This window comes from Pseudomonas sp. TH37, from assembly GCF_016650735.1.
In the GTDB taxonomy this organism is placed as follows: Bacteria; Pseudomonadota; Gammaproteobacteria; order Pseudomonadales; family Pseudomonadaceae; genus Aquipseudomonas; species Aquipseudomonas farris.
In genome coordinates this window covers 12,969-37,958 of sequence record NZ_JAEKFD010000008.1, presented here as the reverse complement: position 1 = coordinate 37,958, position 24,990 = coordinate 12,969, and the positions used below count along the sequence as shown (strand labels likewise).

General features: G+C 58.1%; 22 protein-coding genes and 1 pseudogene. 14 read left to right on the top strand and 9 right to left on the bottom strand.

The window, feature by feature from the left end; all coding sequences use genetic code 11:
• Nucleotides 1–107: 107 nt before the first annotated feature.
• The 9 genes from JFU11_RS19815 to yaaA form a co-directional block, all read right to left on the bottom strand.
• Nucleotides 108–1,238: a mannuronate-specific alginate lyase gene (locus JFU11_RS19815; RefSeq protein WP_123719945.1), complete on the bottom strand. Its 1,131-nt coding sequence runs from the start codon at nt 1,236–1,238 to the stop codon at nt 108–110.
• A gap of 11 nt (nt 1,239–1,249) precedes the next feature.
• Nucleotides 1,250–2,710 carry an alginate O-acetyltransferase gene (locus JFU11_RS19810; protein ID WP_201061882.1) on the bottom strand — a complete coding sequence of 487 codons (1,461 nt, stop codon included), beginning with the start codon at nt 2,708–2,710 and terminating at the stop codon, nt 1,250–1,252.
• A 10-nt stretch (nt 2,711–2,720) separates the two neighbouring features.
• The gene (gene algG, locus JFU11_RS19805; protein ID WP_201061881.1) at nt 2,721–4,310 is read right to left on the bottom strand and encodes a mannuronan 5-epimerase AlgG; all 1,590 of its coding nucleotides are present in this window, start codon (nt 4,308–4,310) and stop codon (nt 2,721–2,723) included.
• A 26-nt stretch (nt 4,311–4,336) separates the two neighbouring features.
• Nucleotides 4,337–5,824 (bottom strand): alginate export family protein, encoded by a 1,488-nt coding sequence (locus JFU11_RS19800; protein ID WP_123719942.1) that lies wholly within the window; start codon nt 5,822–5,824, stop codon nt 4,337–4,339.
• Nucleotides 5,821–7,332 carry an alginate biosynthesis TPR repeat lipoprotein AlgK gene (algK, locus tag JFU11_RS19795; protein WP_187326396.1) on the bottom strand — a complete coding sequence of 504 codons (1,512 nt, stop codon included), beginning with the start codon at nt 7,330–7,332 and terminating at the stop codon, nt 5,821–5,823. The genes JFU11_RS19800 and algK overlap by 4 nt, the downstream gene beginning before the upstream one ends.
• Nucleotides 7,333–7,341: 9 nt before the next feature.
• Entirely contained in the window at nt 7,342–8,511 is a 1,170-nt protein-coding gene (locus tag JFU11_RS19790) for an alginate biosynthesis protein Alg44 (RefSeq protein WP_123719941.1), read from the bottom strand.
• A 35-nt stretch (nt 8,512–8,546) separates the two neighbouring features.
• Nucleotides 8,547–10,031: a mannuronan synthase gene (gene alg8 / locus JFU11_RS19785; RefSeq protein WP_187326400.1), complete on the bottom strand. Its 1,485-nt coding sequence runs from the start codon at nt 10,029–10,031 to the stop codon at nt 8,547–8,549.
• A gap of 199 nt (nt 10,032–10,230) precedes the next feature.
• Nucleotides 10,231–11,547, bottom strand: a complete 1,317-nt coding sequence (locus tag JFU11_RS19780; protein WP_123719939.1) for a nucleotide sugar dehydrogenase — start codon at nt 11,545–11,547, stop codon at nt 10,231–10,233.
• An 819-nt stretch (nt 11,548–12,366) separates the two neighbouring features.
• Nucleotides 12,367–13,146, bottom strand: coding sequence for a peroxide stress protein YaaA (yaaA, locus tag JFU11_RS19775; RefSeq protein ID WP_123501039.1), 780 nt, complete (start codon nt 13,144–13,146; stop codon nt 12,367–12,369).
• Nucleotides 13,147–13,378: 232 nt separating this feature from the next.
• Between yaaA and JFU11_RS19770 the strand changes: the two genes are divergently transcribed.
• From JFU11_RS19770 to JFU11_RS19710, 14 genes and pseudogenes are all read left to right on the top strand, one after another.
• The gene (locus JFU11_RS19770; protein ID WP_201061880.1) at nt 13,379–14,503 is read left to right on the top strand and encodes a polysaccharide deacetylase family protein; all 1,125 of its coding nucleotides are present in this window, start codon (nt 13,379–13,381) and stop codon (nt 14,501–14,503) included.
• A 337-nt stretch (nt 14,504–14,840) separates the two neighbouring features.
• The gene (locus JFU11_RS19765) at nt 14,841–16,235 is read left to right on the top strand and encodes a PhoH family protein (RefSeq protein WP_008010591.1); all 1,395 of its coding nucleotides are present in this window, start codon (nt 14,841–14,843) and stop codon (nt 16,233–16,235) included.
• A 231-nt stretch (nt 16,236–16,466) separates the two neighbouring features.
• Nucleotides 16,467–16,940, top strand: coding sequence for a cyclic pyranopterin monophosphate synthase MoaC (gene moaC / locus JFU11_RS19760; protein WP_123719937.1), 474 nt, complete (start codon nt 16,467–16,469; stop codon nt 16,938–16,940).
• Entirely contained in the window at nt 16,937–17,179 is a 243-nt protein-coding gene (moaD, locus tag JFU11_RS19755) for a molybdopterin converting factor subunit 1 (RefSeq protein ID WP_123719936.1), read from the top strand. Before moaC ends, moaD begins: the two co-directional genes overlap by 4 nt.
• A gap of 3 nt (nt 17,180–17,182) precedes the next feature.
• Nucleotides 17,183–17,635, top strand: a complete 453-nt coding sequence (gene moaE, locus JFU11_RS19750; protein ID WP_201061879.1) for a molybdopterin synthase catalytic subunit MoaE — start codon at nt 17,183–17,185, stop codon at nt 17,633–17,635.
• 151 nt (nt 17,636–17,786) lie between these two features.
• Nucleotides 17,787–17,936, top strand: a pseudogene (locus JFU11_RS28340) (ester cyclase); the annotation flags it as partial.
• A 25-nt stretch (nt 17,937–17,961) separates the two neighbouring features.
• Nucleotides 17,962–18,471 (top strand): disulfide bond formation protein B, encoded by a 510-nt coding sequence (locus JFU11_RS19745; protein ID WP_052966645.1) that lies wholly within the window; start codon nt 17,962–17,964, stop codon nt 18,469–18,471.
• 828 nt (nt 18,472–19,299) lie between these two features.
• On the top strand, nt 19,300–20,244 hold the full coding sequence (gene cyoA / locus JFU11_RS19740; RefSeq protein WP_123719934.1) for a ubiquinol oxidase subunit II: 945 nt from the start codon (nt 19,300–19,302) through the stop codon (nt 20,242–20,244).
• Nucleotides 20,245–20,247: 3 nt separating this feature from the next.
• The gene (cyoB, locus tag JFU11_RS19735) at nt 20,248–22,278 is read left to right on the top strand and encodes a cytochrome o ubiquinol oxidase subunit I (protein WP_123358547.1); all 2,031 of its coding nucleotides are present in this window, start codon (nt 20,248–20,250) and stop codon (nt 22,276–22,278) included.
• A 3-nt stretch (nt 22,279–22,281) separates the two neighbouring features.
• Nucleotides 22,282–22,908: a cytochrome o ubiquinol oxidase subunit III gene (locus JFU11_RS19730; protein ID WP_123719933.1), complete on the top strand. Its 627-nt coding sequence runs from the start codon at nt 22,282–22,284 to the stop codon at nt 22,906–22,908.
• Nucleotides 22,909–23,244: a cytochrome o ubiquinol oxidase subunit IV gene (gene cyoD / locus JFU11_RS19725; RefSeq protein ID WP_008025399.1), complete on the top strand. Its 336-nt coding sequence runs from the start codon at nt 22,909–22,911 to the stop codon at nt 23,242–23,244.
• A gap of 11 nt (nt 23,245–23,255) precedes the next feature.
• Nucleotides 23,256–24,143, top strand: a complete 888-nt coding sequence (gene cyoE / locus JFU11_RS19720) for a heme o synthase (protein WP_095055612.1) — start codon at nt 23,256–23,258, stop codon at nt 24,141–24,143.
• Between the two features lie 172 nt (nt 24,144–24,315).
• Nucleotides 24,316–24,660: a toxin gene (locus tag JFU11_RS19715; protein WP_201087462.1), complete on the top strand. Its 345-nt coding sequence runs from the start codon at nt 24,316–24,318 to the stop codon at nt 24,658–24,660.
• Nucleotides 24,657–24,971 carry a helix-turn-helix domain-containing protein gene (locus JFU11_RS19710; protein WP_123719932.1) on the top strand — a complete coding sequence of 105 codons (315 nt, stop codon included), beginning with the start codon at nt 24,657–24,659 and terminating at the stop codon, nt 24,969–24,971. Before JFU11_RS19715 ends, JFU11_RS19710 begins: the two co-directional genes overlap by 4 nt.
• The last annotated feature ends 19 nt before the right edge of the window (nt 24,972–24,990 follow it).

Genomic DNA, 24,990 nt, shown 5'->3' with positions numbered 1-24,990 from the left:
CTGTGGGAGCGGGCTTGCCCGCGATAGCGGTGGGTCAGTCGACATCAATGCTGAATGTCAGATTGCAATCGCGGGCAAGCCCGCTCCCACAGGGTTTTGTATTGTTCCTAGGAACCTTTGCCCTTCTCGCTGGCCGGGTCGTAGACCTTGGTCAAATCCCCGCCGAGGCGGAAGGTCTTGAACGGCTGCATTTTGTGTTTCTGCGCCAGCACATCCGGCGTGCAGGTGTAGAGCGAGCAGAACGGTTCGAGCCAGGCGAATTTCGAATCGACCTTGAGGTCGGTCATGTCCTGCTCTTTACCGTTCTTCTCCTCGAATTCATCCGGGTCTTCCACGCCTGCAAGCACGCGATCACCCAGGCGTTTCAAGGCACCATTGTTTTCCTGACGCAGATCCACACCGTTGACCTGAGCGAAACTGGCGATCATCGCCAGTGGCGGCAGGGCGTAGTTGTGATAGGCGAGGGCGCGTTGCTGGCGCTTGAGCTCGTTGGGCAGGAAGCCTTGGGCGTCGACCTGATTGACGCCGACCTTGTATTCCTTGACGGCCCAATCGAACAGGTCGCGGCGGTTGGTGGCGACCGACGTGGCCATCACCGACCAGGCTGCCCAGTACGAGTGGTTGTTGGTTTGCTCGAGCGGCAGGTTGTCCCAATCGCTGACCACCTGATCAGCCATTTTGCTGAACCAGGCTTCAATCACTTGCGCTTCTTCCTGGTGGGTAGCCAGTGGATGCGAGTCAGAGAACTTCAGGCGAACATAGGACGAAGCCATGCTGCCCAACGCCCATTTGCGCATGGACTTGCCGGTATGGTTGAAGTCCTTGGACATCAACGCATCGGCCTTGGCCCAGGCCGTTAGCCAGTTGAGCGTGCACTCCAGTTGTTCCGGACGACCGTCACGCATGAACTGCATCACCTGCTTGCTGGTGGCGCGCTCGATCTTGGTGATGTCGGCGGTGGTGTCGCGGAAGGCTTTTTCCGATGCCTCGTTCAGGGTCGAACGGGCCTTGTCGGAGCCTTCGTATTTGCTGCGAAATTGCAGGGCGCCGGTGTAGGGCGTCGGCATCGCGTCGCAGCCTTCACTCTTGCCGCCGGTTTTGACTTTTTCAATTGGCGCGAAGTAACCCTGGGGCGGGCGCAGTGGCGCGGCGGCCTGGGTGGCGCCGGCGAACATCGCCAGCGTCAGCAGGGAGGGCGCGAGTAACTTTTTCAGCGTTCGGGTTTGCATGCAGTTCATAAGAGGTAGCCTCATTGCCCGGCTTGAGCGGTACGCTGCTCGGCGCCGGAGAACACGTTGCGTTTGCAGATTTTCGCTTCGACTTTCTGAGGCGTGGTACCTGGTTTTTCAGGTCCCTGGACTTCGACGGCCAGCAGATTCTGCGAGGCCCAGTCTTCGTCCGTGCGCAACTCGAAGGCGAAACGCCCGTCGGTATCGGAGGTTTCCGGTTTGTCGATCTTGATGTCCTCGTGGCGCCCGTTCATGTACCAGAGGGTGGCTTGCAAGGTTTTCACCGAGGTGTCGGCGAAGCGGATATCGACCTGGTGACTGCTGTTGCGCAGGTCCAGGTTCTTGCTGTTGACCATCAATTCGTTTTTGCCCGGTTTCAGCGTGGCACTGGCACTCATCTGTGCATCTTTGCCTTCGCAACCGTTGTCCAGCAGCGCCATCATTTGGCGGTAGATGGTTTCCTGATCGAGGCGATAAAGCGGCGAGAATTCCCAGATGAGGATTTTCGGCGGTTTGGTCTGGAACTCTTCGCTGCCCAGGTACTGCAGCATCGAACCTTCGAAGCCACCACCGGGGAACGCCACGTTGAGAATGTCGGCGCCGATGGCCTCTTCGAGGAAACCGGCGAAGTTGTAGTTCTTGCCACTGTGGCTGGTGCCGACCAGGGTGATTTCCGGATTACCGGAATCACTGAACAGATCGCCATCGCCCGCTTCGCCTTTTGGCTCGGTGGTGAACTGATCCATGTACTGGATCGCGTAGCTGGTGCCACAGAGTTGACCAGCCATGTTGTGTAACGTTCCGGTCTTGCCCATGCGACCCGACTTATGGGTCTCGAATTCACGCTTGGGAACGTCGGCGAAGGCCGGCAATTGCTTGACCTTCTCGGCGACAATTTGCGCTGTGCGCTGGGCGCCATACGGCGTCCAGTGTTGGTCGCCGCGGAAGTAGAAATCGTGAGCCGGCAGGGTATCGGGCAGCGATTCGTTGGTCAGCGGGGACAGGTCCGGGACCACGTAACCCATCTGCGCGAAACGCCCGAGCATGGTTTTGTAGTTCTTCAGCGCCTTGTCGAAGTCGTAGCTCGCCTTCTCTGCCGGGTTCAGCTTGTTGCGGTTTACCAGGCCACGGGTCGGCTGGTAAACGATGACCAGTTCCACGCCTTTGCTCTTGAACGCATCGTGCAGTTGTTTCATGCGTTTGTAGCCGGCGGGTGTAGTGTCGAACTCGGTGCGCAAGTCTTCTTGCGTACGGAACAGCCAATCGCCCTGCGCCTGCACCAGCGTGGTGAAGTTCTGCTGATAGCGGGTGGTGTAGTTCTTCGGATCGTGGGCTTCGGGGCAGAGATTACAGCAATCATCGGCCTTGAATTTCGGTGCGCTTACGCTGGCGGCGTCATCGGCGCGAACACCGCCACTGGCCGCGAGAATGCCCGCGGTCAGGGCCGACAGGCTGAGTAATTTGATCAAGTGTGAGTGCATAAAATTATCCTCAGTCCCGCATTTCGGTCTGGCGTTCGACAGGGTCGATCAGCACGGCTTTCTGCTGGCGCACCAGCAGGTCGAGAATTTCATCCTGGCGTTCGCCGAGAATCCCCGAGAAGCTGATGCCGCTGGATTTGGTCGGTGCGAGCATCGACACGCGATACAACTCCACGCTCAGCGGCGAGTCGATCGACAGTGGTCCGCTGCCATTGGCGGCCAGTTCACCACCGACCACAATCAGGGACACCTGGGCGTCGAACGGATCGAGCTTGATGTCCCGGTCGGTGTCGCTCAAATCTTTGATGTGCCCGTAGACACCGGTCAGGCCGTTGGCCATCGAGACGTTTTCGTACAGGCGAATGTTCACGCTGTTACGAATACGGATGCCGTGGCGTCGGTTGCTGATCACCTTGTTGCCCCACAACAGGTTGTCAGCACTCTCATAGAGGGTGATGCCATCGGTGTGGTTCTTGTAGATCTCGTTGTAGGCGATCAGGTTGTTCACACTGTTACGGTCGATCACCAGGCCCGACAATTTGTTGTCGTAGCTGCGGTTGTTGAAGATGAAGCTGTCGTTGACCTCACGGGAAATAATGATCCCGTGCTTCTTCTTGGTCCCGTACACCGTGTTGTCGGCGATGATCAGACCGTGGGAACGGTCATGGGGGTCGATGCCGTAGACGATGTTGTCTTTGTAGGTGTTGCCCTTGACCACGAAGTCGCGGGTTTCGTAGCAGTAGAAGCCGTACCACATGTCCGAGAACTCGGAGCCGACGATCCAGCCGGACGGTTCAGGGCGCTTGAGCACCTTGGCCATGTTCGGCGTGTATTGGGAAATACTCACGCCGTAAGACTTACTGTTGGCGTAACCGAAACTGGCGATCTTGCTGTTGGCGATATAGGTCTCGGTGCCACCCCAGGACAGCAGGAACGGACGGAACTCCTTGGGCGACTTGAAGGCCGCCGGGCCGTTTGCCTTCTCGCTCCAGCCAGTGATTTTGGTATCACGCACGAACAGCTGGCCGTCGTTGACCAGGAACGAACCGGCCTCTTGGGACAGGCGCAATTCCTGGGTCTGCTTGTCGATTTCCAGAATGCCCTTGTTACCCACCACGATCGGCAACTTCGCCAGGAACACCCCCGGCGAAGTTTCGCTGAAGTACTGCTTGGGCAGCTTCTTCGCCAGGTCCTTGAGGTTCATGTAGCCGTCGTCGATGAAGATCGCTTGCGGGATGCCATGCTGACGCACCACCCACTCTGCCATCTTGTTGTCACCGCCGATGAAGTCCTTCAGGGCGTTTTCCTGCATCATCCGGCGCACGCTGATCTTGCCGGGTTTGGTGCGCACGATTTTCGCCGCGATGGCTTCGGCGGTGTAGCCAGAAGTGTCCGGCAGTTTAGGCTTGGCCAGGTCCAGCGGCGCGGTTGGCGCGCTGCTGACGGTGTAGGTCTTGGCCTGTTGCAGCCCCTTGGCCATGGTCGTCGATTTGCCCTGTTGCACAGGCTTGGCCGGTTCGACGGTGGCGAAGGCGGCTGCGCTGGCGAGCAGTAGCGCGCCGGCCAGCAGGCTGATCGAGCCTTTCTTGGCACTGTTCATGTCGGGCACTCCCTTCGCGGTTTGCATCAGAAGCGCCAGACCACGTCGACAAACGCGCGGTGCATGTACGAGTCAACTTCTTTGCCATAGGCATCGCCTGGCTTGAACACACCGCCACGGAACCGTACCAGTGCCGAAGGCTCATCGATCGACTGGCTCAACGCTGCTGGCAGCAGGCCTTGCTTGAAGTACTTGGTGACCACCAGGTCCATTTCCTGACCGAGGTCTTTGTTGCCATCTTCCAGCGGCAGAGAGGTGCTGGAGAGGATCGCGCCGGTTACGTCGTCGGTGTTGTTTTCGACGGCGTTGATGCCGTTGCTGCCCACCGGCTTGTTGCCGTCGACGCGCCAGAACTTGTGGTAGATCAGACTGGCGTCGTATTCGTCGTTGAGCATCCACGAGCCGAACAAGGTAGCGGTCTGCATGTTGTTCATTTCGCCACGGAAGGCTTCGCCGAAACGGTGAACCCGCGAGCGTGTACCGGTGTAGTTCGAGCGATTGCTTTCCAGGCCGGTCTGTTCGTACTCGGCGCTGGCACGGGCATACGCCGCACCGACTTGCCACTGCGGATCAAGGCGCAGACGCAGGCCGATATCGGTGGCCCAGCCATTGAGGTCTTCACCACGTTTGGCTTCGGTCGGACGCGTGCCATCGGCGTTCAGCGGGTTGACCGTGTCGGTGTCGCCGCTCATGCCGGTGATGCTGCCCCAGTAGTTGACGGTGTTGGTGTTGCGCCAGTTATAGGCGTCGCTGTCGGCGGTGAGGCCGAGCCAACTGATGTCACCGTTCTGTTTTTTATCCAGCGAATCGCCGGCCACACCCGGCTCCGGGTAGTCGAGCTTGCCGTCATCATGGGTGTGATGACCGCGAATGCCGACCCAGTTACCCGGCGACCATTGAGTGGCAACGTCGCCGAAAACGTGCAGGCGATCCTTGTCCTTGGGCGCCAGCTCTTTCAAGTCGGTGCGGTATTCGCTGAAACGTTCGGCGACACCGACGTTGGCGCGCAACAGGGTGGTGTCGAAGGTCCAGTTCAGGGCTTCGATGTTGGTGTCGCGCCATTGGCCGTCGTCGTTGCGCAGGCGTTGGCGACCGAGCTTGAGGATCTCGCCAGGGTAGGGCGTGAGGCCGCTGTAGCCGACCCAGAACTCGCGCATCGCCAGGTAGTTCTTCTTGGTTTTGCGATCACCGTTGTCGGTGGTCTGGGTACCGTCGCTGTCGGACTGTTGCAGGGTGTCCGTTTCGATGATGTCGGTGGACGTCACGGCCTGGCCCATGGCGTAGGCGCTCCACGCGCCGCTTTCGCCGTATACCCATGGACGCAGGTCGAGGCCGACGCCGGAAACGTCGCCGCCGCTGGCAGTGCCCAGGTCACGGTCGTCTTCGGACTGGCCGGTAACTTTGACTTCGAGGCCGAAGTTCTTGTCTTCGGTCAGGGCCGCCAGGGTCGGGCACGACCACAGCAGGGCGAATGTCAGGCCAATACCGGCCTTCACGAATGGATTAAGCTTCATAGGGATTCCTCGCCGTCTTCTTCTTGCAGGGCGTGCAGTTCCAGCGTGTCCGAACTCACGGCGCTACGAATGGCCTGCTCTTGTTTCAGCAGGCGTTGGGCCTCGGCCAGCCGGTCAGGCGGCAGTTGCGTTTCGATTGTTTGCGCAAGCTCATTGGCTTGTGGGGTGTTTTGAGCCTTCGCCAATTGGCTGAAGACATAAGCGTTGACCGGGTCGGGCCGGGTGCCCTTGCCTTGGGAGAACAGTTGGGCAATGGCGAAATCGGCGCTGTTCTGGCCGTTACGCGCAGCAGTCAGCAGGTGATCCAGGGCTTTCTGCGGATAGACCTTGCCCAGGTAACCACGACGGTAAATCTGGCCGAGGTAGTAATCGGCGGCGACTTCCCGGCCGACAGCTTTCTTGAAGTGCTCTTCGGCGACCTTGGCGTCGGCCGGCACCATTTTTCCTTCGAAGTAGAGCTTGCCCAGCAACAGTTCGGCGCGGGGCTGATCAGCGGCGCGGCCGTTGTCCAGGTACTTCATCATGGTGTCGACGTCGCCCAGTTCAGGGAAGTCGTAGAGCAATTGCGCGAGGCTGACCCAGGACGCCGGGTAGCCAGGTGCGATGCCTTCGAGCAGCGACTGAGCGGTTTTCTCGTCGGTCTTGCCCAGGCTTGCATCGCCCAGTACGCGAGCCACGCTGTCCACACGTTGCGCAGTGACGACGCCACGGCTTTGACCAGCCTGCATCTGCTTGATCAGTTCTGCCTGTTGCTCTGGCTGGCCGCGTTTCTGATAGACCGTGGCCAGTTCGACGTAGCAGATGTCGGTGGTGTTCAACGCTGCTTTGCAGATCTTTTCCACGTCATCCAGATGCTGGTCGTAAGTGCCCTGGGTGCGATAGAGCAGCACTTGCGCCAGACCGGCTTCCGGTTTGCCTTCGGTGCGCCATTGGCTGATCTGCTGCTGGGCGTTGACGTTCGGGAAACTGTGCGGGTATTGCAGGTACAGCATCGCCAGCGGGATCAGGGTATTGCCTTCGCCATTGGCCGAGGCTTTCTTCAACAGCGCTTCGGCTTCGTGATGTTCGGCTTCGGTGGCGCCGGGTTTGGCCACCAGCAGACGACCCAGGCGAGCCTGAGCTCGCGGCGAGACGCTGGCCGCGGCGCGGTAAGTCGCCTCGGCCTTTTTGATTTGCGCCGGGTCACGGCTGTCGACCTGCAGATCGGCCAGGCCAACCTGAGCTTCGCTGTAACCCAGGTCTGCCAGTTGCTGATAGTTCTGCGCCGCTAGCGTGGTGTCGCCACGCTTGAGAGCTTCATTGGCCAGACGCTGGTCGGGCAGACCGGCGCAACCGGCCAGGCTGATGGCCAAAGCCAGCGAGCACACCACATAACCACTGTGGGAGCGGGCTTGCCCGCGATTCAGGCGGCTCGGTGCTTCAGAAAGACCGCGTTGATCCAATCGCGGGCAAGCCCGCTCCCACAGGATTCGCGGTGTTTTCAGGAGACTGATGATCGTCACGGGCATGTCCTCTGTTTAAAGACCGGCGGCCATGGCTTTGTTGATCAGCCAGTTCAGGTTCGGGCCACGAGTGCTGTTCACTTCCACTGGGCGACCAGCGAAGGCGCTGTCCAGTGGCTCGTCAGGTTTGATCTGCACGCGGATGTCGGACGACAGGTCGGCGCTTTTCAGGCTGGTGCTGCTGACAATCTTGCCGGTACGGGTTTGGTCTTCACCGGCGATCTGGAAGCTGACCGTGGTGCCTGGACGCACATCGCCGAACTGGCGATAAGAGAAGCGTGCTTCAACGTTGGCTTCGGTGTTACGCGGCACCAGTTGGAAGATCACGTCGCCTTTGCTGGCGTACTGACCGTTAGCCACCAGTTGCTGAGACACGGTGCAATCGCACGGCGAAGTCAGGGTGCCGGTCATTTGCTTGCCGAACAGTTCTTCAACCTTGGACGGTTGTAGTTGGTCTTCGTCCAGATGGCCCTTGAGTACGTCGAGCATGCTGGTGCTGAAGGTCGCCAGCGGTGCGCCTTTGGCGGCGACGCCGTCAGCCTTGATCAGGCTCTGCACGGTGCCGTCGCGCGGCATGGTGATGTTCATGCCCTGCACGCTGACCAGGCCAGCCTGAGCGTGGCTGACGAAGTACATGCCGTACACCGATTTGAAAATGAAACCGAACGCCACCAGGCCGACCACGAAGATACCGGCGCTGAAGGTCACTGCTTTCAGACGGCCGAGCGGGGTCATGCCGTGGCCGCCATCCTTGACCTTGCGCGCCTTGGTGAAGTTGTCGCGCTGCAGGGTCGCCAGCATTTCACCTACGCTGACGATGTCGCCGGCCAGGTGCGAGGTGATCAGGTGGCGCAGGGTGGAAATGTCACGGGGTTCCAGGTTCTGGAACTGGCAACCGATACGACCGGTCTGGCGATCGACGGAGCGGATTTGCAATTCCACGTCCATGGCCAGGCCGAGGTTATCGATCACGAACTGCAGGCGGGCCTTGTGCACATCGCCGACCTTCAGCGGCAGCTGACCGGCGTTGAACGCCAGGCCGCCAGCGGAAAGGTCGATAACCCGGGCTTCAACCGGAGTCCGATCTGGACCGAAGAAACGCAGCTTGGCCGGGATTTTCACGCGAGCGTGTTGGCGCTGGGCTTCGGATTCATGCACTACGTTGGAGTTGACGGCGGTATTCATATGGGCGATTTCCTAGTTAATTCAGGCGAGTTCGGTCAGACCATCAGCAGCAGCACGGCGACAAAAATGCTGCCGGCGGAGAAGGTCATGGTCCGAGACGACCAAGTGTTGAACCAACGTTGAAAGCTGGCGAGATCACGGGTCAGAGAAGTGGGCTGGCGAGTCCAGGACTGTTGATCGAGGCGGAAGAACACGTAGATCTTCACCAGCGCGCCGACGATCTGGTTGTAATAGAGAATCGCCGGGTACGCCGGGCCGATCCGGTGACCGGAACAGGACAGCAGCACTGTAAGGATCAGGCGGGTGATGCCGATCCACAGCAGGTAAACCAGGATGAACGCGCTGCCGTACTTGAAGGTGGCGAGGATTGCCACGGTCAGGCCCAGCAAGGACGTCCACATCGACACGCGTTGATCGAACAGCACCACCGAGGTGAACAGGCCGAGGCGTTTCATCCCCAGGCCCAGGGCGCGAGAGTTCTGCCGCAGGTTGTTGCCGTACCAGCGGAACATCAGTTTGCGGCTGGCCTTGATGAAGCTCTTCTCGGGCGGGTGCTCCACGGTGTGGATAGCGGCGTCCGGCACGTAGAAAGTGTCATAGCCCAGGCGCATCAGGCTGAACCAGCTCGACTTGTCGTCACCGGTGAGGAACTTGAAGCGGCCCAGGCGCCAGTGTTGCAGCGAGTCGCTTTCCACATCGGCGATGAAGTCCGGGTTGGTGACCACGGTGGCGCGGAATACCGACATCCGGCCGGTCATGGTCAGCACGCGCTTGGACAGGGCCATCGAGCACATGTTGATGTGGCGCTGGGCGAATCGCAGTTTGTGCCATTCGCTCATGATGTAGCCGCCGCGCACTTCGCAGAACTCGTTGGTGGTCAGGCCGCCGACATTGCCGAACAGCTGGAACCACGGCACGGTCTTGAGCACAACGCCTTCGGCCAATACGGTGTCGCCATCGATCACGGCAACCACGGCACGGTCGTCCGGCAGGTGGCGTGAGATGGCGCGGAAACCGTAGGCAAGGCCATCGCGTTTGCCGGTGCCGGGAATGCGCACGAAGTCGAGCTTGACCCGTGGTGGTGGGTTCATGCGTTTCCAGAGGCTCTTGACCAGCAGCTCATCGGACATTTCCACGATGGAGCAGACCACGGTGGTCGGCAATTCGCAGTCGATGGCCTCGCGGATTACCGAGCTGTAGACCTGAGCGGTGGTCAGCGCGTCGATACGAAAGCTGGTGACCATCAGAAATACATGGGACGGGTCTGCCGCTTTGCCCAGCTTGCGCACTTTGCGCCGCAGGTACGGGTAGACCACGTACAGAAACAGCATGCCGCGCAGAAAGTGCGTGGCACCCATCGAGTAGCGCCAGATACCGACGATACCGATCAGGAAGATGAAGTCCTTCGACTCGGAGTCGAACGTGGACGCAGGCAGCGCCATGGCGATGCCCATCAGTAAACTTAGGTAAAACAGCCAACCGGCGGCCTGAAGTAGGCCGTGCTTTAGCCTGTGCATAATCTGCATCCGTCTCGATCTCGGGCGAGCCTGTGGGGTGGCCCGATGGGGTTAAGGCAGGCCTGTGAAACTGACGTCACCCGCTCTGGATGACGCCAGAAATCCTGGTAGGAGCTGCCGCAGGCTGCGATCTTTTGGCGTCAGTGATATCGCTGAAAATCAAAAGATCGCAGGCTTCGCCAGCTCCTACACAGATGCAGCGTTACCAGCAGATGCCTTCAGTCCGGCCACTCACGCTGGTGGCTTTGGACATGAAGCCAACCAGGTCGACCACTTGCTTGCCGTGTGGAGCTTCCAGCGCCAGGGCGCGGAATTTTTCGTCACGGTTGCCGAGGATGATCACGTCGGAGTTTGCGATCACTTCGTCGAAGTCGGAGTTGAGCAAGGACGAGACGTGAGGGATCTTCGACTCGATGTAATCCTTGTTCGCACCGTGAACGCGAGCGTACTCGACGTTGCTGTCGTAGATGCTCAGGTCGTAGCCCTTGCCGATCAGCATTTCCGCCAGATCAACCAGTGGGCTTTCGCGCAGGTCGTCGGTGCCGGCCTTGAAGCTCAGACCCAGCAGGGCGACTTTGCGTTTGTCGTGGCTGGAGACGATGTCGAACGCGTTCTGCACCTGGGACTCGTTACTGCGCATCAGCGAGTTGAGCAGCGGTGCTTCCACGTCCAGGGAACCGGCGCGGTAGGTCAGGGCGCGGACGTCTTTAGGCAGGCAAGAGCCGCCGAACGCAAAGCCTGGGCGCATGTAGTACTGGGACAGGTTCAGTGTCTTGTCCTGGCAGACCACTTCCATCACTTCACGACCGTCAACACCGACGGCCTTGGCGATGTTGCCGATCTCGTTGGCGAAGGTCACCTTGGTGGCGTGCCACACGTTGCAGGTGTACTTGATCATCTCGGCAACGGCGATGTCCTTGCGGATGATCGGTGCGTCGAGTTCTTCGTACAGCGATTGCAGAACGTCACCCGAAGCCTTGTCGAACTCGCCGATAACGGTCATTGGCGGCAGATCGTAATCGGCGATCGCGGTGCTTTCACGCAGGAACTCAGGGTTGACCGCTACGCCGAAGTCGACGCCGGCTTTTTTGCCGGAGCAGTCTTCGAGGATCGGGATCACCACGTTTGCTACGGTGCCCGGCAGGACGGTGCTGCGAACCACGATGGTGTGGCGGGTGGTCTTGTCACGCAGGACAAAACCGATCTCGCGGCACACGGCTTCGATGTAGTTCAGTTCCAGATCGCCGTTCTTCTTGCTCGGCGTACCGACGCAGATCATCGACAGGTCGGTGTCACGAATCGCCTCGGCGAAGTTGGTCGTGCCGCGCAATTTGCCCGTCTCGATACCCTTCTGCAGAAGTTCGCCCAAACCCGGTTCAACGATCGGCGATTTGCCGGCGTTGATCATATCGATTTTGTCTTTGGCAACATCGACGCCAACGACGTCATGGCCCCGTGCAGACAGGCAACCGGCACATACTGCGCCGACGTAACCCAAACCAAATATGCTGATGCGCATCGCAATTACCTCTGTATTTATCAAGCCATTACATGGCCGGAGTTAATGGTGTTCAGCGGTCATAGTGCACTCGCAAGTGCGACTTAAAGGCGCCACAATGCCGTGTGCAGGCATACTAAGTTCCGAGTGTCTAAATAAGTGCACTCAAGATGTGCGCAACCAGGCCTTATTGTTATGACTTGCCCTGTTATGCAGCCGATCCTCTTTTCAGAAGACTTCCGTGCAAAGGTCTTGCGCGCTCAATGCCAGGCTCGAAAGCCCGTAAATCAAGCGGTTGGGTGCTCAGGTGAGCACGTTTATAGGGGCGCAGCCGTGGCCTTGTAGGGGATAGTAATGGTGCGTTATCTCCTGTCCTTCATGTGTTGCCCAAATAAGTGATCAGTAAGCCAAAGTAAGTGTGACAACTTCGCTACATGGATCTCTTGTCTGTGTAAGTTATCTCGCACAATCACCGAGAGAATCGTTACCGGTGGTATGAGCGGCGCATTTGGACATAGTTCCTGTCCGCCCATCGCGAATTCTGAAATTTCTTGAAATATTGAAAAAGATGGCACTGCTTTCATATTGATAGCACTTGCCCTTTGGCCCTTTATATATGGGGCGATTGTCGCTCTGGATATGTTTTTGCCACTACGAGTAAAAATTTTCAGTGCCACTACTGAAAAAAATGATCAATGTCGAGTGAAACTAAAGTTAGAAAATTGAGTGCTTGAATATTGGCGCCAATAAAACGGCGAAAGGGAAAGGATTGTTCGACGATTAACGGGGGCGCGCACGACGAAGTAATGGGTGTCGTGCGCTGACTTAGTGCAGGCTCTATTACTCCGGTGCGTGATCGCGCAGGAACACCAGATTGTCCGGTTTAGACTGTTCGGCGCTGTAGCGATAACCCTGAACGTCGAACTGCTTGAGGGCGACCGGGTCATTGATGCGTTCTTCAATGACGAAGCGACTCATCATCCCGCGGGCCTTTTTCGCGTAGAAGCTGATGATTTTGTACTGGCCGTTCTTCAGATCCTTGAACTCGGTATTGATGATGCGCGCGTTCAAGGCACTGCGTTTGACCGCCGAGAAGTACTCGTTGGAAGCCAGGTTCAGCAGCACGTCATCGCCTTGATCGGCCAAGGCTTCGTTCAGCCATTCGCTGATCCGCGTACCCCAGAAGGCGTACAAATCCTTGCCACGGGCATTGGCCAGCTTGGTGCCCATCTCCAGCCGATAGGGCTGCATCAGGTCCAAGGGGCGCAGCAGGCCATACAGGCCGGAGAGCATGCGCAAGTGCTGTTGGGCGTAATCGAAGTCGGCTTCGCTGAAGGTTTGTGCATTCAGGCCGGTGTACACATCACCCTTGAATGCCAGCAACGCCTGCTTGGCGTTGGCAGGGGTGAAGGCCGGGGTCCAGCTGCCGAAACGCGCGGCGTTGAGACCGCCGATCTTGTCGGAGACGTGCATCAGCTCACTGATCTGCGCCGGCGTCAGGTCGCGCAGTTGCAGGATCAGTTCCTGGGAATGGTCGAGGTATTGCGGCTGAGTGAAGCGCTGGGTCGCCGGCGGTGTTTCGTAGTCGAGGGTCTTGGCGGGGGAAATCACCATCAGCATGAAGTCGTCTCCTTTAATCGTGGGGGCGATTCTAGGGGGTTGTCCTTGTTGACTCCAGCTATGGGTGTCATAGGTGATCGGTGGTGTCATGGAACAAGATCGCAGCCTCGCTTCGCTCGGCAGCTCCTACGGTGCGCGTACATCTGTAGGAGCTGTCGAGCGAAGCGAGGCTGCGATCTTTTGATCTTCCCGCGATATAGTGCCGCGCGGGTTTTGTTATGGAGACATCCCATTGCGTATCGTTTTTCTTTTCTCGGCCTGGCTCTTGAGCTTTGGCGCCATGGCGGCGCCGGGCGATGTGGCGACGCTTGATCGCAGCACCTGGCCTGAGCAGCTCAGTAGCCCGACGCTGTTTGACGTCGCCTCACGGGCCGAAATCCTCATGTTTGCCCGCGTTCTGCTGGCCAGTGAATCGCTGGATGAAGCGAGCCTGGCTCAACGCTTGGGCCTGCGCACCCTCAATCTGGAGTCGGTCAACCAGCTGCGCCAACGCATGTGGCAGCGACTGCTGACCAATTACAACTTCGCCCAGCAGAGTTGCGATCAGGATGCTTCCTTCTGTTTCCTGGTCGAGGATATGGCCACCTTGCGTGAGCAAGCGGCGAAGTTTCAGGTGAGCGACGACAGCTATTACATCAAATGGGCCGAGCCGAGCCGGTTGTTCCACGCCCAGTACCTGGACGAGCAGTTGCGCAAGGCCGCGCTATTTCCGCAGGCCAGCAGCGAAGTCGATCGTTTTGGCGACTATGAGCGCAATGGCGATGCCATGAATGATCGCCTGTTCCTGCTGACCTTCGACAGCGCCGCCAATGCCACGCCAGATAACACGGCCTGGGTTACCGAGTACCTGCGCAAATCGAACATGAGCGCTACGTTCTTCGTCCTCGGCAAGGACATTCAGGCCCGTCTGGCCCAGCGTTCGGTGGCCAGCCTGCAAGGGACTTATTCGCAGCAATGCGTGGGCGTGCAAGGCTGGGAGTTCCGCTCCCACAGCCATTGGCAAGACTGGCAGGACTCGGTGCGACGCAGCGTCGAGTTGGTCAAAGGCAAGTTGCCGGAGAATTACGTGCCGCTGTTTCGCCCGCCCGATGGCCAGCGCCGGTCCGATGCCGAGGGCTTCTTCACGTCTCAGGGCTTGCAGGTGGCGTTGTGGGACATCGATGCCCAGGATGGCGCCGGCAAGCTCAAGGGCAGCCAGAGCGCACAACGGGTGTTAACCCTGATGCTGCTGTGGCGGCACGGGGTGATCAATTTCAATGTGAAGCAGGATGCGCTGAAAACGGCGATGCCCTGGCTCATCACGCACACGGCGCCAAGCGGGATTGGTTGGGCAGACTGTCAGGAGGCGTTTCGCTGAAAACGGCAAAAGGCCGTAAACATTGGGGGAAGGGCGATTTTTGCAGAGAAATCGGTGCAGGCGGACTTCCGACTTTAACGGCACATTGCCTGCACGCCAAGGGCTATTCGTCACTCTGAAAAATAAACTTCAAAAAAACGTCAAAGTGCTTTTTTCTGTCATGTGTTTTGGAGTATTACGAAGACAGACCGCCGAAACCTGCAACACAGGTGGCGTCTCCCAAGACCCCAGTTTGTGTGCAGTTCACTTGACTCCTCGCAGGTGAATTCGGCGGCCACTTCGAGGCGCAGCACTGTCATGGTACTGCGTCGACTGGCTCCCACAAAGGTGACCGAGTATGGATGATCACGGACGTAGCCCTTCTTCCAACCAGCCAATCCTTTATGTACTCGATACCAACGTATTGATTCACGATCCAAACGCCCTGCTTAATTTCGAAGAACACCACGTCGCCATCCCGATGACCGTGCTTGAAGAGCTGGACAAGCTCAAGAGCGGGCATCACAGCGTTGCCGCGGAATGCCGCCAGGCGATTCGCCTGATCGACAAGACTTTGGGCGATGCCAGCCCCGAAGACGTTGAACTCGGCGTACCGATCCAGCGCGGCAAGAGTGGGCCCAAGGGTTTGCTGTCAATTCTGATGAGCAAGCGCACTGAGCCGAACATCATTCTGCCCGAGCATCTGAACGACAACATCATCATCAACCAGTTGATCGACCTGCACGCGCGCGAACCAAAGCTGCCCGTGGTGCTGGTCACCAAAGACATCAACATGCGCCTCAAGGCCCGGGCTTGCGGGATCGCGGCCGAGGACTACAGCACCGACCAACTGGTCGATGATGTGTCGCTGCTACCCAACGGTTATCACAACATGGACGGCTCCTTCTGGGATCGCGTGAAGAATGTCGAAACCCGTCAGGACCACGGTCGCACCTGGCATCAGGTGCAGCTGATCGACAACCTGCCGGCTGTGCATATCAATGAGTTCATCATCGACGAACAGGGCTTTGTCGGCTGGATCAAGGAGATCGAGGAAGACCGCCTGCTGATTCTCGACCTGCATCAGGAACCCCTGTTGCACCAGGAAGCCTGGGGCCTGAAACCGCGTGACATCTATCAAAGCCTGGCGCTGTACGCCTTGCTCGACCCGGATATCCACCTGGTCAACCTGACCGGGGCAGCGGGTTCGGGTAAAACCATCCTCGCACTGGCGGCGGCCATCGAGCAGACCATGGTCAGCAAACGCTACCGGCGCATCATCGCCACCCGCAGCGTGCAGGGGCTGGACCAGGAAATCGGCTTCCTGCCTGGCACCGAAGCGGAAAAAATGGAGCCTTGGCTCGGCGCCATCACCGACAACCTCGAAGCTCTGCACATGGACGACGAAAACACCCATGGCAGCGTCGACTACATCCTCAGCAAAGTGCCGTTGCAGTTCAAATCCCTCAACTACATTCGAGGCCGCAGCTTCCAGCAGAGTCTGATCCTGATCGATGAATGCCAGAACCTCACGCCGCACCAGATGAAAACCATCATCACCCGTGCCGGCGCCGGTTCCAAAGTGGTGTGCCTGGGTAACCTGGCGCAGATCGATACCCCTTACCTGTCCGCGACCAGCTCCGGGCTGACGTACTTGACCGAGCGCTTCAAGGACTTCCCCAACGGTGTGCACATCACCCTGCAAGGGGTGCCACGCTCGATTCTGGCCGAATACGCCGAATCGCATCTGTAATCGCTTCAATAGAACCGGGCGGCCCAAAGCCGCCCGGTTTTTTATGCCCGACGAATAACCTGTGGGAGCGGGCTTGCCCGCGATGGCATCACCGAGGTGTCCCTGTTGAACCGCAGCGTCTGCATCGCGGGCAAGCCTCGCTCCCACAGGGTTCGGTGTAAACGCATAATCAAACGTGCGGAAATTTGACCCACAGGTTTACAATCGATGCTCCTGATCAGGAGTATCCCTGTGCTGACTCATCTCGATTCCCAAGGTCGCGCCCATATGGTCGACGTCACTGAAAAAAACGTGACGTTCCGTGAAGCGACGGCCCAAGCGCTGGTGCGCATGCTGCCCGAAACCCTGCAGATGATCGTTGCTGGCGGCCATCCCAAGGGTGACGTGTTCGCCGTGGCGCGGATCGCCGGCATCCAGGCGGCGAAGAAAACCAGCGATCTGATTCCTCTGTGCCACCCGTTGATGCTTACCGGCGTCAAGGTCGAACTCAGTGCCGAAGGCGACGACACCGTGCGCATCGTGGCGTGCTGCAAGTTGTCCGGGCAGACCGGCGTCGAAATGGAAGCGCTGACTGCCGCCAGCGTCGCGGCGCTGACCATCTATGACATGTGCAAGGCCGTGGATCGTGGCATGACCATCGAGAGCGTGCGGCTGCTGGAGAAACTCGGCGGCAAGAGCGGCCATTTCCAGGCGGATCAGCCATGAACGTTACTGTGAAGTTTTTCGCCCGTTACCGTGAAGCGCTCGGCGTGGACTCGGTGAAGGTCGAAGGTGATTTTTCCACGGTCGACGATGTGCGCGCGCTGCTGGCCCAACGTGACGGCGCCGAAGTGCTGAGCGAGCAGAACCTGATGTGCGCCCGCAACGAAGATCTCTGCCAGCTCGACGAACCGGTGAGCGATGGCGATGAAGTAGCGTTTTTTCCGACCGTGACCGGGGGCTGAGCCATGGCTATTCGTGTGCAGCCCACGCCGTTCGACCCGGGTGCTGAAGTCAACGCCATGCACGCGGCCAATGTGGGCGTCGGTGCGGTGGTGAGTTTTGTCGGGTACGTGCGCGACTTCAATGACGGCCTCGACGTCGCCGGGATGTTCCTTGAGCATTACCCGGGCATGACCGAAAAAGCCCTGGGCAAGATTGCCCTGGAGGCAGAGCAGCGCTGGCCGCTGTTGAAGCTGGAAGTGTTGCACCGCATCGGCGCGCTGGAGCCGGGCGAGCCGATCGTCTTCGTCGGTGCTGCCAGTGCTCACCGTCAGGCGGCGTTCGATGCCTGTGCCTTTGTCATGGACTACCTGAAAACCCGCGCGCCGTTCTGGAAGAAAGAAAACACCGGTGATGGGCCGCGTTGGGTGGAAGGGCGTGACAGCGATCATGCGGCGGCGGATCGGTGGAAGCAGTAAGCAATCGATCCGTCTTCACGGGCTTGATGCTTGAAAAACAATTGAAAGTTAATCCGTTCTTAACCGGTTTATCGTTTATTCCCCGACATTGGCCAAAGCGGCCTTGTCGAAGTGTTCATCGACAAGATCCCTTGCCCGAGGCCGGGATCAGGGGCCGTTCAAGGCTCTCAAATGTCGGGTCAGCGTGTAGACTTCCGGGCAACCGATATCAGATCGACAAGATCGCATTGCCGCCAGTTGGCATATCAAAGACAACATCAGCCTGATGCCGCAGCTGCAAGCGCAGCCGCCAGCGAGCTGATCCACGGACACAAAAGGGAAACGCGATGAGCGAGGAAACGATGCGGTTGGGGCGTGAGCGGCGCTATCTGGTGTTGCTGGGCATTATCTGTCTGGCGCTGATCGGTGGTGCGCTGTACATGCAGGTGGCTCTGGGCGAGGCACCGTGCCCGCTGTGCATCCTGCAACGCTACGCGCTGTTGCTGATAGCGCTGTTCGCCTTTATCGGCGCTGCGATGCGCACCCGACGCAGCATCACACTGTTTGAAGCGTTGGTGGTGATCGGCGCAATCGCGGGTGCCGGAGTGGCCGGGCATCACGTCTATACCCAGTTTTATCCTGCGGTCAGTTGTGGCATCGATGTGCTGCAACCGATCGTCGACGGCCTGCCGCTGGCGAAGGTCTTCCCGCTGGGCTTCCAGGTCGATGGCTTCTGCTCTACGCCGTACCCGCCGATCCTCGGCTTGTCCTTGGCGCAGTGGGCGCTGCTGGCGTTCGTGCTGATCGTGGTGCTGGTGCCGCTGCTCACTTCGCGTAACCGCAAAGCGCTGCGCTGAGGCTGTACGCCGTACCGTTGAAGAAAACAAAAAACGCCCCGGTTCTCGTTGAGAGGCTGGGGCGTTTTGCATATTCGCAGGTCAGGTAAAAAGACCTTGATGCTCGACAAGGAAGGGTGTGACACGTGTGCGACACGTTGTCACAGCCTGGGTGGCGCAAGGCATTTCAAATCGCTGATTCAGGGCATCGCTTCGCACCAAAAACCGGCTTTCCCAGGCTCTGTCGGTTTCAGCGCTCGTCAGTCGAAACAGGCAGTTTTAACAGGGCCTGGCGAATTGCCGAAGTCCTTGTCATATAGGGGGTAGAGCAGGGTCGAAGGCGAGCGCAGAGCCTTGGAAGCTGTCTGAACTTCGTATGGTAGACCTACAATTTTTGGTGTTTTTGTTGAGAATGAATTTCGCTACCATGGCGCACTTTTGCAAAAGCCGTTAATGATTGTTGCCGGATCAGATATAAATTATTTCGGGATGAGACATGGTTTATGAATCGTTACATATCTACAATCGCCCGCACTGAATTCCCGGCACTGCTCACCCTTACTCAGGTGCATGAGCAGAACCAGGGTGTCGAGAGGCCTGATGGCTTCATGCGACTCCCAGGTGTCGGTGCCTTCCGACTATCCGCACCAAATGGAATTGGTCTGTAACAAGGCCCTTGACCACGAATTCGAATAAGAACTCACCGCAGGCCCAGCAATTGTCGAATAGCGTCTGACGCGCGACGGGCAGGCCCTTATTCAATCCAAGAAAAATGCCAACCCTTGGCAGGGTGAAGTGTTGGCGATCAAAACCCAACTGCATTGCGCAAGCTGCTTTAGAGGTCGTGAGATGAGTAAAAACAGGTACCCCAGACTACTAGGCTTATTGCCGCTGCTCGGCACGTTGTTGCTGGGAGGCTGCAACATGACCTTGCTCGACCCTAAGGGCCAGGTCGGCCTGGATGAGCGAAACCTGATCATCACCGCAACGCTGCTGATGCTGTTGGTCGTCGTGCCGGTCATCGTCATGACCTTCCTGTTCGCCTGGAAATACCGCGCTTCCAACAAAGACGCCGTCTATACGCCGAAGTGGTCGCACTCCACCAAGATCGAAATCGCGGTGTGGACTATTCCGGTACTGATCATCATCGCCCTGGGTTACATCACCTACGAGTCGACCCACGCGCTTGACCCTTACAAGCCGCTGGAATCCGACGTCAAGCCAATCACCATTGAAGTGGTCGCGCTGGACTGGAAGTGGCTGTTCATCTACCCGGAACAAGGCATCGCCACGGTCAACAAGATCGTGTTCCCGGCGCACACACCGATCAACTTCAAGATCACTTCCGACGCTGTGATGAACTCGTTCTTCATCCCTGCTCTGGGCGGCCAGATCTACGCGATGGCGGGCATGCAGACCAAACTGCACCTGATCGCCAACCAGAACGCTGAGATGGACGGTATCTCCGCCAACTACAGCGGCGCGGGTTTCACCGGTATGAAGTTCAAAGCTATCGCCACCTCTCAGGAAGATTTCGATGCCTGGGTAAGCGAAGTCAAAAAGGCACCTAAACAGCTTGAAAAAGCTGAATACGAAGCCCTTGCCAAGCAAAGCCAGAACAACCCAGTCGAGCTCTACTCCTCGTTCACGCCGAACCTGTTCCAGACCATCGTCGACAAGTACGAAGGCATGAAACCAGGCAAGCCGATGCATCACGAGAAGAAAGACAAAGAAGTGGCCCATATGGAAGGGATGGACATGAGTTCGCATTCAGCTGCCGGGGCAGAGGAGTAAACGATGTTTGGTAAATTAAGTTGGGAAGCGGTCCCGTTCCACGAACCGATCGTGATGATAACCATCGCCATGATCGCGCTCGGTGGTCTGGCGCTGTTCGCTGCAATCACCTACTTCAAGAAGTGGACTTATTTGTGGACCGAGTGGTTGACCTCGGTCGACCACAAGAAAATCGGCGTGATGTACATCATCGTCGCCATGGTCATGCTGCTGCGCGGCTTTGCCGACGCCATCATGATGCGTACCCAGTTGGCCATGGCCACCGAGGGTTCGCCTGGCTACCTGCCGCCTGAGCACTATGACCAGATCTTCACCGCTCACGGTGTGATCATGATCATCTTCATGGCGATGCCATTCTTCACCGGCCTGATGAACCTTGCAGTGCCGCTGCAGATCGGCGCGCGTGACGTTGCCTACCCGTTCCTGAACTCCCTGAGCTTCTGGCTGCTGGTTTCCGGCGTAGTGCTGATCAACCTGTCCCTGGGCGTCGGCGAATTCGCCAAGACCGGCTGGGTTGCCTATCCGCCGCTGTCGGGCCTGCAATACAGTCCGGGCGTGGGGATGGATTACTACATCTGGGCACTACAGCTATCCGGGCTAGGTACGACGCTGACGGGGGTCAACTTCCTGGCCACCGTGCTGAAAATGCGTACCCCTGGCATGAAGCTGATGGACATGCCGATCTTCACCTGGACCTGCACCTGGGCCAACGTCCTGATCGTGGCTTCGTTCCCGATCCTGACCGCTACCCTGGCACTGCTGACGCTTGACCGTTACATGGATTTCCACATTTTCACCAATGAACTTGGTGGCAATCCGATGATGTACGTCAACCTGTTCTGGGCCTGGGGTCACCCCGAGGTTTACATCCTGATTCTGCCGGCGTTCGGGATCTTCTCCGAAGTCATCTCGACCTTCACCGGCAAGCGTCTGTTCGGCCACCACTCGATGGTCTACGCATCGGGCGCGATCTCGATCCTGGGCTTCATGGTTTGGCTGCACCACTTCTTCACCATGGGTTCGGGTGCCAGCGTCAACGCCTTCTTCGGTCTGGCGACGATGCTGATTTCGATCCCGACGGGGGTGAAGCTATTCAACTGGCTGTTCACCATCTACCAGGGCCGTCTGCGTTTCACCAGCCAAGTGCTGTGGACCCTGGGCTTCATGGTGACCTTCGCCATCGGCGGCATGACCGGCGTACTGCTGGCCATCCCGGGTGCTGACTTCGTTCTGCACAACAGCCTGTTCGTGATCGCGCACTTCCATAACGTGATCATCGGCGGCGCGGTATTCGGTTACATCGCAGGTTTCGCCTTCTACTTCCCTAAAGCGTTCGGCTTCAAGCTGCACGAAGGCTGGGGCAAGGCAGCGTTCTGGTTCTGGATCACCGGCTTCTTCGTCGCATTCATGCCGCTCTACGTACTGGGCTTCATGGGCATGACCCGTCGTCTGAACGCCACCACCAACCCTGAGTGGGTGCCGTACCTGTACGTTGCCATGTTTGGTGCGGTGATGATTGCCTTCGGTATCGCCTGCCAGCTGATCCAGCTGTATGTCAGCGTGCGTGATCGCAACAAGCCAGAGAACATGTGCGAACACGGCGACCCGTGGAATGCCCACACGCTGGAATGGTCGACCTCGTCGCCACCACCGTTCTACAACTTTGCCGTGCTGCCAAAAGCGGAAACCATCGACCCGTTCACCGAAGCCAAGGAAAACGGTACCGCGTACCAGGCTCCGGCCCGTTACGAGCCGATCCACATGCCAAACAACACCGCGACCGGTGTGGTCATGGGTGCTCTGTTGACCGTGTTCGGTTTCGCGATGATCTGGCACATCTGGTGGCTGGCCATCGTTAGCCTGGTCGGCACCGTGGGTTACTTCGTGATCCATGCTGCACGTGATGATCAGGGCTATATGGTGCCGGTCGACGTGATCGAGCGCATCGAAGCCGAGCAGCACAAGCGTCTGGTAGCGGCCGGGAAAGTTCCAGCCACCGCCACCCGTGTTGAAACCTCGTTGGAACAGGCTTAAACCATGTCGAACTTAGTGACCAATGCTGGACACACCCATGTCGATGGACATGGGCATGATGACCATCACCACGACTCGGGCGAGATGACCGTATTCGGTTTCTGGCTCTACCTGATGACCGACTGCATCCTGTTTGCGTCGATCTTCGCGGCGTACGCGGTACTGGTTAACAACGTAGCGGGCGGCCCGTCGGGCGCCGACATCTTCGAACTGCCATACGTACTGGGCGAAACCGCTCTGCTGCTGTTCAGTTCGATCACCTACGGCTTCGCCATGCTGGCGTTGTTCAAGGGCAAGAAGAACCAGGTCCTGGGCTGGCTGGCCCTGACCTTCATGTTCGGCGCCGGCTTCATCGGCATGGAGATCAACGAGTTCCACGTACTGATCTCCGAGGGCTTCGGTCCTAGCCGCAGCGGCTTCCTGTCCGGGTTCTTCACTCTGGTCGGCACCCACGGTCTGCACGTGACCAGCGGTCTGATCTGGATGGCGATCATGATGTACCAGGTGCAGAAAAACGGCCTGACGGCGACCAACAAGACCCGTCTGAGCTGCCTGAGCCTGTTCTGGCACTTCCTGGACGTGGTGTGGATCTGCGTATTCACCGTTGTTTATCTGATGGGGACTATGTAAATGGCTAACGCTCATTCCCACGATAGCCACGACGCCGGCCACGGCAGCGTCAAGTCCTATGCTATCGGTTTCATTCTGTCGGTGATCCTGACCGTCATTCCTTTCGGCCTGGTGATGTACCCGTCGCTGCCGAAAGCCCTGACCCTGTGGATCGTACTGGCCTTCGCAGTCATCCAGGTGCTGGTGCACCTGGTGTACTTCCTCCACCTGGACCGTTCGGCGGCGCAGCGTAACAACGTCATTGCGTTTGTTTTCGCCGCGATCGTAATCGTCCTGTTGGTAGGCCTGTCGCTGTGGATCATGTTCAGCATCCACACCAACATGATGGCGCACTGAGGTAAGTCCGGATGTCCTTGAAGCACTTTATCCAAATCACCAAACCGGGGATCATTTTCGGTAACGTGCTTTCAGTGGCAGGCGGATTTTTCCTGGCCTCCAAAGGGCATGTCGATCTGGCCATCTTCCTGGCTGCGATGATCGGCACGTCCCTGGTGGTGGCCTCCGGTTGCGTGTTCAACAACTGCATCGACCGCGACATCGACCTGAAGATGGAGCGCACCAAGAACCGGGTGCTGGTCCAGGGCTTGATCTCCCTGAAACTGGCCCTGGCTTTTGCGACCATCCTTGGTGTTTTCGGCGTTGCACTGTTGTACAAGGTAGCCAACCCGTTGGCTGCACTGTTCGCGGTGATCGGTTTTGTCATCTACGTCGGCTTCTACAGCCTGTACCTCAAGCGCAAGTCGGTTCACGGCACGCTAGTGGGCAGTCTGTCGGGGGCGATGCCTCCGGTGATTGGCTACGTGGCTGTGACTAACAGCTTCGACATGGCCGCACTGACGCTGCTGGTGATGTTCAGCCTGTGGCAGATGCCGCATTCCTACGCCATCGCAATTTTCCGTTTCAACGATTACCTGGCCGCATCGATTCCGGTGTTGCCAGTGAAGCGCGGGATTCAAGTGGCCAAGAAGCACATCCTGCTCTACATCCTGGCGTTCCTCGTAGCGACCTTGATGCTGACCTTCAGCGGCTACGCCGGCATGAGCTACCTCGCCGTGGCCGCGGCCATGGGCATGTACTGGTTGTACATGGCCTGGACCGGTTACAAGGCAGTGGATGACACGGTCTGGGCACGCAAGCTGTTCGTGTTCTCGATCTTCACCATTACTGCGTTGAGCGTGATGATGTCGCTGGATTTTAAAGTGCCGAGTGAGCTGTTGCTGACTTACGCGCCTTAAGCTTCGGATGCTGTAAAGAAAAGCCCCGCCTTCGAGAGAATGGCGGGGCTTTTTATTGGGTTCTATTTGACGGACTGTGTCGTCCCTATCGCGAGCCTGCTTGTGATGACAGCTCATCGGGATGATAAGTTGTCGCTTGCCGAACTATAAGCAAGTTGCCTATAGTTCGGCGATGCGAACTGTATTCTTTGAAACCACATCGTTCACTGCCACCGTTGGCGATTATCTGACGGACGATGAGTATCGTGCGTTGCAAACTAATATGCAGCTGAACCCCCAGGCGGGCGATGTGATGCCTCGCACGGGCGGCTTCCGGAAGCTGCGCTGGATAGATGGGCGTCGAGGTAAAGGCTGGCGAGGTGGCTTGCGAGTTATCTATTATTGGCTTATGAATGATGGCCAGTTCTGGATGTTTGCAATTTATGACAAAGATGAGCTTGAGAATTTGACCGCCGACCAAGAGAAGGCGCTCAAGAAAGCCATAGATAGAGAGTTGAAGGCACGAGGTACCCCATGAAAAAGCGCGACCTGTTTGCAGAGTTGATGCAGGGCGTTGACGAGATGGCGGCTCAGCGCGAAGGCAAGATTACGCTGCGCAACAATACCGTGGAGGATAAACCCGCTCCCGAGGTAGGCGCGCAAGAAATCGTGGCGCTGCGAGAAAAGTTGCATATGTCTCAGGCCGTTTTTGCCAAGCGAATCAGAACCAGCCCCAGCACCTTGAGAAATTGGGAACAGGAAAAATCGAAGCCCAATGCGCAGGCAGCCTTGTTGATAAGGCTGGTGGAGAAGTTTCCCGATATGGTTGAGCGACTCCGAGCCGTTTGAATAGGTTGTTGAAAACTAA

Bases quoted from the DNA above. Each gene is read 5' to 3' on its own strand.
- JFU11_RS19815 (WP_123719945.1), bottom strand. From the start codon at position 1,238: ATGAACTGCATGCAAACCCGAACGCTGAAAAAGTTACTCGCGCCCTCC.
- JFU11_RS19810 (WP_201061882.1), bottom strand. From the start codon at position 2,710: ATGCACTCACACTTGATCAAATTACTCAGCCTGTCGGCCCTGACCGCG.
- algG (WP_201061881.1), bottom strand. From the start codon at position 4,310: ATGAACAGTGCCAAGAAAGGCTCGATCAGCCTGCTGGCCGGCGCGCTA.
- JFU11_RS19800 (WP_123719942.1), bottom strand. From the start codon at position 5,824: ATGAAGCTTAATCCATTCGTGAAGGCCGGTATTGGCCTGACATTCGCC.
- algK (WP_187326396.1), bottom strand. From the start codon at position 7,332: ATGCCCGTGACGATCATCAGTCTCCTGAAAACACCGCGAATCCTGTGG.
- JFU11_RS19790 (WP_123719941.1), bottom strand. From the start codon at position 8,511: ATGAATACCGCCGTCAACTCCAACGTAGTGCATGAATCCGAAGCCCAG.
- JFU11_RS19780 (WP_123719939.1), bottom strand. From the start codon at position 11,547: ATGCGCATCAGCATATTTGGTTTGGGTTACGTCGGCGCAGTATGTGCC.
- yaaA (WP_123501039.1), bottom strand. From the start codon at position 13,146: ATGCTGATGGTGATTTCCCCCGCCAAGACCCTCGACTACGAAACACCG.
- JFU11_RS19765 (WP_008010591.1), top strand. From the start codon at position 14,841: ATGGATGATCACGGACGTAGCCCTTCTTCCAACCAGCCAATCCTTTAT.
- moaD (WP_123719936.1), top strand. From the start codon at position 16,937: ATGAACGTTACTGTGAAGTTTTTCGCCCGTTACCGTGAAGCGCTCGGC.
- moaE (WP_201061879.1), top strand. From the start codon at position 17,183: ATGGCTATTCGTGTGCAGCCCACGCCGTTCGACCCGGGTGCTGAAGTC.
- JFU11_RS19745 (WP_052966645.1), top strand. From the start codon at position 17,962: ATGAGCGAGGAAACGATGCGGTTGGGGCGTGAGCGGCGCTATCTGGTG.
- cyoA (WP_123719934.1), top strand. From the start codon at position 19,300: ATGAGTAAAAACAGGTACCCCAGACTACTAGGCTTATTGCCGCTGCTC.
- cyoB (WP_123358547.1), top strand. From the start codon at position 20,248: ATGTTTGGTAAATTAAGTTGGGAAGCGGTCCCGTTCCACGAACCGATC.
- JFU11_RS19730 (WP_123719933.1), top strand. From the start codon at position 22,282: ATGTCGAACTTAGTGACCAATGCTGGACACACCCATGTCGATGGACAT.
- cyoD (WP_008025399.1), top strand. From the start codon at position 22,909: ATGGCTAACGCTCATTCCCACGATAGCCACGACGCCGGCCACGGCAGC.
- cyoE (WP_095055612.1), top strand. From the start codon at position 23,256: ATGTCCTTGAAGCACTTTATCCAAATCACCAAACCGGGGATCATTTTC.
- JFU11_RS19715 (WP_201087462.1), top strand. From the start codon at position 24,316: ATGCGAACTGTATTCTTTGAAACCACATCGTTCACTGCCACCGTTGGC.
- JFU11_RS19710 (WP_123719932.1), top strand. From the start codon at position 24,657: ATGAAAAAGCGCGACCTGTTTGCAGAGTTGATGCAGGGCGTTGACGAG.